Origin of the sequence: Stenotrophomonas sp. Iso1, from assembly GCF_027497995.1 — a bacterium.
Lineage (GTDB): Bacteria > Pseudomonadota > Gammaproteobacteria > Xanthomonadales > Xanthomonadaceae > Stenotrophomonas.
In genome coordinates this window covers 647,799-660,383 of the sequence record NZ_JAODBT010000001.1, presented here as the reverse complement: position 1 = coordinate 660,383, position 12,585 = coordinate 647,799, and the positions used below count along the sequence as shown (strand labels likewise).

The 12,585-nt window shown below is 63.2% G+C and carries 10 protein-coding genes; all 10 read left to right on the top strand.

Annotated elements, in window-relative coordinates:
- The first annotated feature begins 9 nt into the window (after window positions 1-9).
- The 10 genes from PAN08_RS02675 (at window position 10) to PAN08_RS02630 (ending at window position 12,576) form a co-directional block, all read left to right on the top strand.
- Entirely contained in the window at window positions 10-1,227 is a 1,218-nt protein-coding gene (locus tag PAN08_RS02675; RefSeq protein ID WP_269790011.1) for an FtsX-like permease family protein, read from the top strand.
- Between the two features lie 17 nt (window positions 1,228-1,244).
- Window positions 1,245-2,549 carry an ABC transporter permease gene (locus tag PAN08_RS02670; protein WP_269790010.1) on the top strand — a complete coding sequence of 435 codons (1,305 nt, stop codon included), beginning with the start codon at window positions 1,245-1,247 and terminating at the stop codon, window positions 2,547-2,549.
- A 138-nt stretch (window positions 2,550-2,687) separates the two neighbouring features.
- Entirely contained in the window at window positions 2,688-3,911 is a 1,224-nt protein-coding gene (locus tag PAN08_RS02665) for an FtsX-like permease family protein (RefSeq protein ID WP_269790009.1), read from the top strand.
- 24 nt (window positions 3,912-3,935) lie between these two features.
- Window positions 3,936-5,249 carry an FtsX-like permease family protein gene (locus tag PAN08_RS02660; RefSeq protein ID WP_269790008.1) on the top strand — a complete coding sequence of 438 codons (1,314 nt, stop codon included), beginning with the start codon at window positions 3,936-3,938 and terminating at the stop codon, window positions 5,247-5,249.
- Window positions 5,250-5,493: 244 nt separating this feature from the next.
- On the top strand, window positions 5,494-6,717 hold the full coding sequence (locus tag PAN08_RS02655; protein WP_269791145.1) for an FtsX-like permease family protein: 1,224 nt from the start codon (window positions 5,494-5,496) through the stop codon (window positions 6,715-6,717).
- 38 nt (window positions 6,718-6,755) lie between these two features.
- Complete coding sequence (locus PAN08_RS02650; RefSeq protein WP_269790007.1) at window positions 6,756-7,250, top strand: nuclear transport factor 2 family protein; 495 nt, start codon at window positions 6,756-6,758, stop codon at window positions 7,248-7,250.
- Window positions 7,247-8,578 (top strand): ABC transporter permease, encoded by a 1,332-nt coding sequence (locus PAN08_RS02645; RefSeq protein ID WP_269790006.1) that lies wholly within the window; start codon window positions 7,247-7,249, stop codon window positions 8,576-8,578. The genes PAN08_RS02650 and PAN08_RS02645 overlap by 4 nt, the downstream gene beginning before the upstream one ends.
- A gap of 13 nt (window positions 8,579-8,591) precedes the next feature.
- Window positions 8,592-9,815, top strand: a complete 1,224-nt coding sequence (locus PAN08_RS02640; protein ID WP_269790005.1) for an FtsX-like permease family protein — start codon at window positions 8,592-8,594, stop codon at window positions 9,813-9,815.
- A 54-nt stretch (window positions 9,816-9,869) separates the two neighbouring features.
- Window positions 9,870-11,213: a sigma-54 dependent transcriptional regulator gene (locus tag PAN08_RS02635; RefSeq protein WP_269790004.1), complete on the top strand. Its 1,344-nt coding sequence runs from the start codon at window positions 9,870-9,872 to the stop codon at window positions 11,211-11,213.
- Window positions 11,214-11,223: 10 nt separating this feature from the next.
- Window positions 11,224-12,576: an ATP-binding protein gene (locus tag PAN08_RS02630; RefSeq protein ID WP_269790003.1), complete on the top strand. Its 1,353-nt coding sequence runs from the start codon at window positions 11,224-11,226 to the stop codon at window positions 12,574-12,576.
- Window positions 12,577-12,585 lie beyond the last annotated feature (9 nt).

Below are 12,585 nucleotides of genomic sequence, written 5' to 3'. Positions count from 1 at the left end.
GGAACGGATATGGATATCAAACCCATCCTCAGCACACTCTCGCGCCACCGTATCGCCGCCTCGCTGATCGTGCTGGAAATCGCCCTGGCCTGCGCGGTGCTGTGCAACGCCTTGTTTCTGGCTGCCTCGCGCATGGAACTGATGCGCATGGACAGCGGCGTCGACGAAACCGCTGTCGCCAGCATCACCCTCAATGACTGCGACACCTGTAGTGCGGTGGACCTCAACAGCCGCTGGCTGCAGCAACTGCGTGGCCAGGCCGGCGTGCAGGCCGCAGGCGTCGCCAACGCCGTGCCGTTCGGCCAGCGTGCTGGCGTCGCCGGCATCACGCTGGATGCCGAAGGCAAGCACCACGGCGGGGTTCCACACTTCTACACGCTCGATGCCGATGCCGTGGCCACGCTGCAGCTCAAGCCCGTGCAAGGGCGCATGTTCGACGCCGCCGATTACCAGCCGATCACGAACTACCTGCCAGAGAATGCACAGGTGTGGATCACCCAAGCGTTCGCCGAGCACCTGTGGCCGGGCGAATCCGCGTTGGGCAAGTCGTTCTGGATGGGCAGCTATCACTACACCGTGGCCGGTGTTCTGGCCCATTTTGCCCGCCCTGATCCGGGCCGCAGCGAGAACGGCATCGCCGGTGCGCAGTGGTCGGTGATCGTACCGGTCACCACCAACGCACAGAGCGGCACCTATGTGCTGCGCGCCAATCCCGGGGACCTCACCCGCATCGTGCGCGACGCCATCGCCGCCGCGCCCAAGGTGACGCCGGAAGCCATCTTGTCCGGCGACTACAGCATGCCGCTGCTGCAGCTGCGCGATGCCTACTTCCGTCAGGACCGCGCCATGACCCGACTGCTGCTCGGCGTGTGCGTGACCATGTTGCTGGTGACCGCACTGGGCATCATCGGCCTGGCCAGTTTCTGGGTGCAGCAGCGCACCAAGCAGATCGGCATCCGTCGGGCATTGGGCGCGACGCGGCGGCAGATCATCGGGTACTTCCAGACCGAGAATTTCCTGCTGACCAGCATTGGCATCGTCATCGGCATGTTGCTGGCCTACAGCGGCAATCAATTATTGATGCACTACTTCGAAATCCCACGGCTGCCGCTGTACTACCTGCCGGTGGGCGCCGTACTGCTTTGGTTGCTCGGACAGGCGGCGGTCATCGGCCCCGCGCTCCGTGCCGCCGCCATTCCACCCATTGTCGCCACGCGCAGCGCCTGATCGGCCAAGGAACGCTCATGTTCAGCTACTACTTCAAACTTGCCTTACGCAGTTTTGGCCGCAACAAGATTCTCACTGCATTGATGGTGCTCGCCATTGCACTGGGCATCGGTGCTTCGATGACCACCTTGACCGTGTTCAAGGTGCTGTCCGGCAATCCCATCCCGCACAAGAGCGAAAAATTGTTCTACGTGCAGCTGGACCCGGGTATGCGTGAGGGCTACAAGGCCGGTGAAGAGCCCGAATCCCAGTTGACCCGCTTTGATGCCGAAGAACTGTTGCGGCAGAAGAAAGCAACACGTCAGGCAATGATGACCGGCGGTAGCGGCATCGTGGATCCACGTGTGGATGCGCTCAAGCCTTTCAGCATCGACATGCGCTATACCTCCGCCGACTTCTTCCCGATGTTCGATACACCGTTCCTGTTCGGCCAAGGCTGGAGCGCGGCTGACGATGAAGGCCGTGGCCGCGTTGCGGTGATCAGCAAGACCCTCAACGACAAGCTGTTCAACGGCGCCAACAGTGTCGGCAAGGATGTGCTGGTGGAAGGCCATGCGCTGCGTGTGACGGGTGTGCTCGATGGCTGGAACCCCAAACCGAAGTTCTATGACATCAGCACCAGTCGTTTTGGTCGTGGTGAGAGCGTGACGTTGCCCTTCAGCACCTTCATTGACCTGAAGATGGAGCGCAGCGGAAACATGAACTGCTTCGGTCGCGAGATTGTCAACGACGCGCAGGCACTCAATGTGCCCTGCGCCTGGATCCAGTACTGGGTGGAACTGGATTCGGCCGGCGCTGCAGGCGACTTCAAGGCCTACCTGGACAACTACTCCGAACAGCAGCGCGCCGCCGGCCGCTTCGAGCGCCCGGCCAACACCCGCCTGCGCGACGTAATGGAGTGGATGGAATACAGCAACGTGGTACCGGGCGACGTGCGTTTGCAGATGTGGCTGGCGTTCGGCTTCCTGTTGGTGTGCCTGGTCAACACCGTCGGCCTGCTGCTGGCCAAGTTCCTGCGTCGCAGTGGCGAAATCGGCGTGCGCCGCGCACTCGGTGCCAGCCGTCGGGAGATCTTCAAGCAGTGTCTGGTCGAAGCTGGAACCATCGGGCTGGCCGGCGGCCTGCTCGGTCTGGTGTTCGCACTGTTCGGCCTGTGGGCAGTGCGCCAGCGCCCGGCCAGCTATGCGTCTCTGGCTCATCTGGACGGCTCCATGCTGCTACTCACATTCGCGATGGCCGTCACTGCCAGCATTCTGGCCGGGGCTTTGCCGGCTTGGCGTGCGATGCAGGTGGCACCGGCACTGCAACTCAAGAGCCAGTAACGCGGACGCTCCCGCCGGTCCGGCGTCGGCACGTGCGCGCAGCGCACAACCCGCTCTGGACCCGCACCTCCGCTTTGTCCGGTTGCCCGCCCCTCACCGCCTTCCTCTTCCCTATTCCCAGGCTCCACGGAGAACACCATGGACATCCGCCCGATTCTCTCCACATTGACCCGGCATAAAACCGCCGCTGCCCTGATCGTGCTCGAGATCGCATTGAGCTGCGCGATCATCTGCAATGCGTTGTTCATCGTCTCCCAGCGTATCGACACCATGAACATGCCCAGCGGCATGGACGACAACCGCCTGATTGAGATTGCGCTCAGCGGCATTGGCAAACAGGTGGACGCCGATGCGCGCACCGCCGAAGACCTCGCATCACTGCGCGGCATCGCCGGCGTCGAAAAGGCCGCCATCGTCAACCAGCTGCCGTTCCAGAATGGCTCCTGGAACAGCGGCTTCGCCGTCACTCCGGATCCGGACGCACAGTCAATCAACGCCGCGCAGTACATGGTCGGCGAAGAATCTGTTGCCACCATGGGCCTGAAATTGATTGCCGGCCGCGACTTCCATGCCGACGAGTACAAGAGCAGTGCTCTGCTGGAAGAAGAACAGGATTTGAGTGCACTGCGCTCGCCGGTGATCGTCACCCAATCCGTTGCCAAGCACTTGTTCCCGGACGGCAGCGCCGTTGGCAAGACCATCTACATGGCCAACGTCCCGCTGACCATTATTGGCGTGGTGGAAGCGCTGGTGCGGCCGAACATGCAGAGCAACGACCGCACGCGTTCGGTGATGTTCCCGATCCGCATGAACTTCTCCAACGGCGGCAGCTTCCTGATCCGCACCAGCGAACCGGGCCGTCGTGACGAAGTGCTCAAGCAGGCATTGGCTGCGTTGGACAAGAACGACCCCAACCGCCTGACCTGGCGCAAAATGACCTTCGAGCAAGGCCGCGCCGAGTTTTTCGCCGATGACCGCGACATGGTCGGCCTGCTGCTGATCGTCAGCGTGCTGCTGTTGCTGGTGACCGCACTGGGCATCATCGGCCTGGCCAGTTTCTGGGTGCAGCAGCGTACCAAGCAGATCGGCATCCGCCGTGCGCTGGGTGCGACCCGCGGGCAGATCCTGCGTTACTTCCAGACCGAGAACTTCCTGTTGGCCGGCATCGGCATCGTGGTCGGCATGTTGCTCGCCTACCTGCTGAACCAGTGGCTGATGGGCCGCTATGAGCTGCCCCGCCTGCCGCTGCTGTACCTGCCCATTGGCGCGGTGCTGCTGTGGATGCTCGGCCAGATCGCCGTGTTCGGCCCGGCCCGCAAGGCCGCCGCCATTCCGCCGGCAGTTGCCACCCGCAGCGCCTGATCACGGACGATCAAGAGGAACCGCATGTTCGGCTACTACCTGCAACTGGCGCTACGCAGCTTCGGCCGCAACAAGGTGCTGACCAGCCTGATGGTGCTGACCATCGCGGTCGGCATCGGCGCGACGATGACCACGCTGGCCCTGTACTTCGTGCTCTCGGGCGATCCCATTCCGCACAAGAGCACGCAGTTGTTTTACCCGCAGCTGGAGCCACGCACTCTCGGCAAGGACGCCACGCTGGACAAAGACCCGCTGAAGCAGATGAGCCGGTACGACGCCGAGGAGCTGCTGCGACAAAAACGCGGCGATCGGCAGGCACTGATGAGCGGTGGCTCGGTGACGTTGCAGCCAAGTGACAACGTCGCCCAGCCATTCCGCGCGTCGGCCCGTTACACGTCGGCGGATTTTTTCCCGATGTTCGACGTGCCGCTGCTCAGCGGCAACGCATGGAACAACAAGGACGATGACGAACGCGCGCGCGTGGCCGTCATCCATCACACGCTGGCTTCCAGGCTGTTTGGCACGGAAGAGGCCGTCGGCCGGGAACTGCGTCTGCCGCAAGGCACCTTCCGGGTCGTCGGTGTGTCGGCAGACTGGAAGCCAGCCCCGCGTTTCTATGACCTGAGCAACCAACGCTACGGAGGCGTCGAGCAGGTATTCCTGCCGTTCTCCACTTCGCGGGATCTGCGTTTGGACACACAGGGCAACATGAACTGCTGGGGCATCAGCGACGACGAAGCCGAAGGCAACCGCAGCCTCAATGCGCCCTGCGCGTGGCTGCAATACTGGGTCGAGCTGGATTCGCCGCAGAAGGCCGCCGACTACCTGAAGTACCTCGCCGACTACTCGGATGCGCAACGTGCCAACGGGCGCTTCGAACGCCCCACCAACGTGCGCCTGCACAATGTGATGAGCTGGTTGGACTTCAACCGTATCGTGCCCAACGACGTGCGCCTGCAGATGTGGCTGGCTTTCGGCTTCCTGCTGGTCTGCATGATCAACACGGTGAGCCTGTTGCTGGCCAAGTTCCTGCGTCGCAGTGGGGAGATCGGCGTACGCCGTTCGCTGGGCGCGTCACGCAGGGACATCTTCAAACAATGCCTGGTGGAAGCCGGCACCATCGGCCTGTTGGGCGGGGTCATCGGCCTGGGCTTCGCTGCCGTCGGTTTGTGGCTGATCCGCCAGCAACCAGACGACTATGCGCGTTTGGCGCATATGGATCTCACCACGCTGGGGCTCACCTTCGCTCTGGCCCTGCTGGTCAGTGTGCTTGCCGGGCTGCTGCCGGCGTGGCGCGCAATGCGGATTCCACCCGCGTTGCAGCTCAAGAGTCAGTGAGAGCGAGAACCCAATGAAGAGAAGTGAGAAATCAGACGTGCCACGCCAGAAAGAAGGGAACCAGTGGAGAGGAACCAACAGCCGTAGGGAGCAGAGCCAAGCTGCCCCCTTTCTGGTTGCTGGTTCCTCCCCACTGATTCCTGGCAGAGCGATGGGTCACCCAAGCCAGCGTTCGCATTCACCCGCTATTCGCCGCTGAACACCGGGCACCGCATCGCGCCACTGCGGTCCAAGGAGAACGACCATCGACATCCGCCCCATCCTCATCACGCTGTCGCGGCACAAGACCGCCTCGCTGTTGATCGTGCTTGAGATTGCATTGAGCTGCGCCATCATCTGCAATGCAGTCTTCATCATCAGTAACCGCGTCGCCGAGCTTCAACTCGATAGCGGCGTCGCCAATGACGAACTGGTGTATCTGGCTACCAGCAGCCTGCTGCCCGACGTCAACATGGATGCACTACGCAAGCAGGACATCCAAGCGCTTTCATCCCTGCCCGGAGTGAAAGCAGCCAGCAGCATCAACCAAGTTCCCTATGGCAGTAATGTGTGGGGTTCGGACGTCCGCCTTGATCCTGATCAGTCCCGCCCCACCGCGCACGCCTCGCTCTATATGGACGACGGACAGTTGCTGCAGACCTTCGGAGTGCGGGTGATCGAAGGGCGTGCCTTCAACGCTGATGAGTACCTGGAGAACAGCGCGTTCGATCCCAACAAGGTCGGCCTGTCGGTGCCCGCCATCATCCTGAGCAGATCGTTGGCTCAGACACTGTTTTCTGGCCAAAGCGCCATTGGCAAGACGGTGTATGTCTGGGGGGAAAAGCAGCCGCCATCGCCGGTGGTCGGGGTGGTCAATGATCTGATGACCCCGGGTGAATCCGGGACGTTCGCCAACCGTTATCACACCATGGTCTTCCCGATCCGCGTCTCCAACGGCGCCTACGCATTGCGCACCACACCGGACCAACGCGAGGCGGTGCTCACTGCCGCCGTCGCTGCACTGCACGCCTCCGACCCCAATCGCATTATCGAGCAGAAGGACACGCTGACGCAGATGCGCGCCGACTTCCATCGTCGCGACCGCGCGGTGATCTGGTTGCTGCTTGCCGTGTGTATCGCCCTGCTGGCGGTTACCGCTTTCGGCATCATTGGTCTGGCCAGTTTCTGGGTGCAGCAACGCACCAAACAGATCGGCATCCGCCGTGCGCTCGGGGCAACGCAGCGGCACATCCTGCGCTACTTCCAGGTGGAGAATTTCATCCTCAGCGGCGCCGGCATCGTGCTCGGCCTGTTGCTGGCCTACGGATTGAACATGCTGTTGATGAGCCGCTATGAACTGCCGCGTCTGCCATTGTCCTACCTGCCAGCCAGCGCCATTGTGCTGTGGATTCTGGGGCAGATCGCCGTGTTCGGCCCGGCACGTCGCGCCGCAGCGATTCCCCCCGCCGTGGCCACACGCAGCGCATGAGCCTTCGCATCCACATGTTCCCTGATCGAGCCGCATCCATGAACAAGCGTCTGTTGAATCTACTGTTCATTCTGGCACCGCTGTCCGGCTCGACCGCCCTGGCGGCCGACGCCACCGCGCCTTCGCTGCAGGACACCATCGCCGCGCTGGATTACCAGGTATTCGACAGCTTCAACCGCTGCGCCGATCCAGCACAGCTGCAAAAGCATGCCGGCTACTTTGACCCGGCCGTGGAGTTCTATCACGACACCGGCGGCGTTACCTGGACCCGCGAGGCGATGCTGGCCAACACCGCCAAGTATGTTTGCGGCAACTTCACCCGCGAGTTGATTCCCGGCACGCTGGAAGTGTTTTCCATCAAGGATTTCGGCGCATTGGCACGTGGACAGCACCGCTTCTGCGACAGTAAAACCCATACATGCGAAGGCCTGGCCGACTTCACCATTCTCTGGCGTCTGCAGGATGGTCAGTGGCAGATCACCCGTGTGATGAGCTATGCCCATCGTTCCATTTCACAGGAGGCAAGGGATTGAATTACACGCTGGAAACCGGCCTGCGCGGCTGTCTTCGTCATCCACGCACGATGGCGCTGGTGGTACTCACACTCGGCTTGGGGTTGGCGTCGGTGATGACCATGCTGACTCTGCTCTCGGTGCTGGGCGCCGACCCACTACCTGGCGTCAGCCACAAGCTGCACATCGCCTGGGCCGATTCCCGCGCGGCAGCAAAAAGCGGCGAGACCGACAGCTATGGCGATGGCACGCCGGTACCGCCGCTATGGAAACTGGCTGACGCGCGCGCCATGCAGCAGTTGCGTCCTGACATCCGTCAGACGGCGCTGGTCACCGCACCGGTGACGGTTGCCAACATCGACGGCAGCAGCAGCCGCAACGTCTCGGCAACGATGGCGATCGGCCCGATGCTGCCGATGTTCGCTGTGCCGCTGCGCCATGGGCGTTTCTGGACGCCAGAAGAAGAGGCTTCGCGCACGCCGGTGGTGATCATCAGCCGTGCCTTGAGCCAGCGCCTGCTTGGCCGCGAGGATGGCACGGGCGGCGAAGTTCGGCTGGGCAATCACACCTTCCGGGTCATTGGCATCAGCGAGCGCTGGGCACCGCGTCCTCGCCCCCACTTCCTGCCCTCCAGCGACGCTGGCTGGCGTGGTGAGGGTGACGAGGTATTCGTGCCCGCCGAAGCCGCCCTGGCATCGGGCATCGAAATCAGCAGCACCCGCGTCTGCGATGGTGCCGGCTTTGGCGGCTTCCGTTTTGATCAGGTCAACGTGGACCACTGCCGCTGGCTGGTGCTGTGGGCCGAACTTGAGAACACAGAGCAGCAGAACAGCTACGCACAAAGCCTGCAGAACTTCGCCGCTGATCGGCATGCGGCCGGCATCTTTGCGCGCCCCGCATCCACGCGCTTGCTGTCGATGCCGCAATGGCTGCACCACAACCGTGTCGTGCCGGACAGCGTGCGCCTGAATCTATGGCTGGCCATCGGCCTGCTGGTGTTGTGCCTGGTCAACGTCGCCGGCCTGCTGGCGGCACGCTTCCTGCGTCGCTCCAGCGAGCACGGCGTGCGCCGTGTACTGGGCGCGCCGCGCCGCGCGATCATCGCCACCTGCATGGTGGAATCCACCCTCGCCGGCCTGCTCGGCGGGCTGATGGCGCTGCCGCTGACGCTCGGCGGCCTATGGCTGATGCGGCAACAAGGCGAGGCGTATGCGCCACTGGCGCGGCTCAATCTCTCACTGTTCGCCCTGCTGTTGCTGTTGGCATTGCTCACGGGCCTGCTGGTGGGCTTGTTGCCCGCGATCCGCGCGGCACGCCAGGAGCCTGCGCTGCAGGTAAAGACGCTTTGAACGGGGTCATCGCATGAACCATCTCATTTCGCCGCTGCGCCGCCAGCCGTTGATGCCGTGGCTGATCGTGCTGCAGATCGCCGTGGCCTGCGCCATCCTCTGCAACACGCTGTTCCTGCTGGTCCAGCAAGCTGGCCCCTTGCTCACCAACGACGGCATCGCACGTAATGAAGTCATCATCGTTGACCAGTTGGTCAGTGGCGGCGGCAACTGGACGGCATCGCAGGCCCGCGCCGGTGCCGATGCACTGGCCGGCATTCCCGGGGTCAAACGTGCCTCGGCCGTCGTCGGCGCGCCGATGCGGCAGACCTTGACCATGGTCTACGACATCAAGTCCGCCAACGGCCCTACCCTGCTGGTCAGTGGCTTCATCGGCGACAAGCTCATCGACACCTTGGGCCTGCAGCTCAGCCGTGGTCGCGATTTCCTCGATGACGAGTACAGCGACCTGCAACTGGGCGACGGCGACGGCGGCGCGACCACGCCGGTCATCATCACCGAGTCGTTGGCACGCACGTTGTTCGGCAGCGACAACCCGGTCGGCCAATCACTGACATCCGGCGACGACAGCGGCCATTACGTGGTGGTCGGTGTGGTGTCACACCTGATGCGCTATCAGCTGGCCGAGCTGGACGACGGCAAGGCCGAGTACGCCATTCTGTTACCGCATCGCGCGGCCGGCCTGCCGATGCTCAGTTTCGTCATCCGCGCCGATGCCGCGCAGCGCGACGCCGTACTCAACGCCGTCCCCGGCATGCTGCAGACCACCTTTGCCGGGCAAATCGCCAAGGGCTTCGAGCCTGTTGTCTCCGACTACGAAAAGTTGCGTGCAGACGGCCTGCGCTCACGTCGCGCGGCGGTGTGGCTGTTGGTAACGGTCAACGCCGTGGTTGCCACCATCACCCTGATCGGCATCGCCAGCCTGAGCGGTTACTGGATTCAGCAGCGCACCCGACAGATCGGCATCCGCCGCGCCCTGGGAGCCACGCGCGGGCAGATCCTGCGCCATTTCCTGGCCGAGAACCTGCTGCTCACCTGCGTAGGCCTGACCGGTGGGCTGCTGTTGGCAGTGTTGATCAACCAATGGCTGATGCAGCATTACGAATTGCCGCGCCTGCCACTGGCCTATCTTCCTGCTGCAGCGCTGCTACTGGGCCTGCTCGGCCAACTGGCGGTACTCCTGCCGGCGCGACGTGCCGCACGCCTGCCACCTGCCAGCGCCACCCGCAGCGTGTAATGTGCTGACTCCGCCGCCCAACCGGCACCCGCCCACCGCTTCCTACGACACCTGATGCCGCAGATCCTGATCATCGACGACAACACCGCCGTGGCCACCGCGTTGGACGTGCTGTTCTCTCTGCACGACATCGAGACCCGCCACGCCACCTCGCCTGAGCAGGGGCTGGCGATGCTGCAAGAGCAGGAGTTCGACCTGGTCCTGCAGGACATGAACTTCACCGCCGATACCACCTCCGGTGAAGAAGGCCAGGCCTTGTTCCGGCACATCCGCGACACACACCCGGACCTGCCGGTCATCCTGCTGACCGCCTGGACGCACCTGAACAGTGCAGTGGAGCTGGTCAAGGCCGGCGCCGCCGACTATCTGGCCAAACCGTGGGACGACGGGCGCCTGCTGACCACCGTCAACAACCTGATGGAGCTGGCCGAAACCCGCCGCGAACTCGCGCGCCGCCGGCAACGTGAACTGGCCCAACGCAAGAGCCTGCATGAGCGCTATGACCTGCGTTCGCTGGTATTCGCTGACCCGGCCAGCGAGCGCGTGGTCGCGCTGGCCTGTCAGGTGGCCCGTTCGGAATTACCGGTGCTGATCACCGGCCCCAACGGCGCCGGCAAGGAAAAAATCGCCGAAATCATTCAGGCCAATTCTGCCAATCGCAAGGGTCCGTTCGTGGCCCTCAACTGCGGCGCCATTCCGTCTGAACTGATCGAAGCCGAATTGTTTGGTGCCGAAGCCGGCGCCTATACCGGCGCCAACAAAGCACGCGAAGGCAAGTTCGAAGCCGCCGACGGCGGCACCCTGTTCCTCGACGAAATCGGCAACCTCTCGCTCACTGGCCAGATGAAACTGCTGCGCGTGCTGGAAACCGGCCGCTTTGAACGGTTGGGTTCCAACCGGGAGCGCCAAGTGAAAGTGCGCGTGGTCAGCGCCACCAATGCTGACCTGCCCGCGATGATCCGCGATGGCAGCTTCCGCGAGGACCTTTACTACCGCCTCAACACCGTGGAACTGGCGCTGCCGGCATTGGCCGAACGCCGCGAGGACATCCTGCCGCTGGCGCGCCACTTCCTCGGCGACGATGGCAAAGCGCTGTCTCCGCAGGCCGCACAGGCACTGCAGCGGCATAACTGGCCGGGCAACGTGCGCGAACTACGCAATGTGATTCAACGTGCCAGCCTGCTTGCGCAGGGGCCGCGCCTGGAAGTTGCTGATCTCAATCTGCCGCGTGCGCCCGCACGCCCGGTCACGCAGGGTGCGGAAGAACCGGATCGCGCGCGCATCATGGCTGCGCTGGAACATGCCGGTGGCGTCATCGCCCAGGCGGCCGCCGAGCTGGGCTTGAGCCGTCAGGCACTGTACCGCCGCATGGACCGTCACGGCATCCCGCGCGAATGAGAATGTCCCGGTGAAACCACGCTCCTTCACCTTCAGCCTGTTCCTGAGGCTGCTGCCCGTACTCGCATTGGCAGCCGCGTTGCCGTGGATGCTGGCGTACTGGATGGACCATGGCTGGCTGGTCGTGGTGACCTCCGCGGTCATCCTGCTCGCACTGATGTGGTACGCGCTGCATCGCACGACCTCGCCGATTCGCTCGTTGCTGCGCGCCCTCTCCGGCACCACCAGCAGCTATCGCGACGGCGAGTACAACTTCGGTGTGCATTGGCGCAGCAATGACGAATTCGCGCAGCTGGTGAAAGCCCATGCCGAACTCGGCGAAGTGCTGCGCGAGCAACGCCAATCCCTGGTGCAACGCGAACTGCTGCTGGACACCATGGTGCAGAACACGCCGGTGGCGATGCTGCTGCTCACCGATGGCGGTGACGGTATCCAGCGCGTGGCGTTCTCCAACATCGCAGCACGCAAGCTGCTGCACGGCGGCTGGAAGCTGGAAGGCAAGCGCGTGCAGGAACTGCTGGATACCATGCCAATCGAGCTGCGCAACGCCATCGCTCGCGGCGGTGACAGCCTGTTCGCCGTGCGCGAACCCGATGCACAGGACGGTGATGAAGACGATGAGCAGATCTATCACCTCTCGCGCCGCAACTTCCATCTCAACGGCCGGCCTCACGAACTGCTGCTGCTACGTCTGCTCACTGCCGAATTGCGTCGCCAGGAAGTGCAGACCTGGAAGAAGGTGATCCGCGTGATCAGCCACGAGTTGAACAACTCACTGGCGCCAATTGCATCGCTGGCACACTCCGGCGCCGAACTGGTGCGCCGCAACCGCTTCGACCGGCTGGAAGACATCTTCGCCACTGTTGAAGAACGCGCCCGTCATCTTGAAGGCTTCATCCGTGGCTACGCCCGTTTCGCCAAGCTGCCACAGCCGCAGTTGCAGACCGTGGTCTGGCGTAACTTCCTGCATGGCCTGCAACAACAGATCCCGTTCCGCATGGACCCGCCACCGGAAGACCTGAGCAGCCGTATTGATCAGGCCCAGTTCTCACAAGCCTTGTTGAACCTGCTCAAGAACGCACATGAAGCCGGTGGCGACAGCGGCGCGCCAGATGACGCGGTCGAACTGCGCGTGTCCCGTCTGCCACACTGGTTGCGCATTGAAGTACTGGATAGCGGCACTGGCATGAATGAGGCTGTGCTGCAGAACGCATTGATGCCGTTCTACTCAACCAAGCGCAATGGCACCGGCCTCGGACTGGCGTTGACCCGCGAGATCATCGAAGCCCACGGCGGCCGCATTTCCCTGCAAAATCGCAACGAAGGCGGCCTGTGCGTCGCTATCCTGTTGCCACACGACTGACAGGCCAAA

Bases quoted from the DNA above. Each gene is read 5' to 3' on its own strand.
- PAN08_RS02670 (WP_269790010.1), top strand. From the start codon at position 1,245: ATGTTCAGCTACTACTTCAAACTTGCCTTACGCAGTTTTGGCCGCAAC.
- PAN08_RS02640 (WP_269790005.1), top strand. From the start codon at position 8,592: ATGAACCATCTCATTTCGCCGCTGCGCCGCCAGCCGTTGATGCCGTGG.
- PAN08_RS02635 (WP_269790004.1), top strand. From the start codon at position 9,870: ATGCCGCAGATCCTGATCATCGACGACAACACCGCCGTGGCCACCGCG.
- PAN08_RS02650 (WP_269790007.1), top strand. From the start codon at position 6,756: ATGAACAAGCGTCTGTTGAATCTACTGTTCATTCTGGCACCGCTGTCC.
- PAN08_RS02675 (WP_269790011.1), top strand. From the start codon at position 10: ATGGATATCAAACCCATCCTCAGCACACTCTCGCGCCACCGTATCGCC.
- PAN08_RS02660 (WP_269790008.1), top strand. From the start codon at position 3,936: ATGTTCGGCTACTACCTGCAACTGGCGCTACGCAGCTTCGGCCGCAAC.
- PAN08_RS02665 (WP_269790009.1), top strand. From the start codon at position 2,688: ATGGACATCCGCCCGATTCTCTCCACATTGACCCGGCATAAAACCGCC.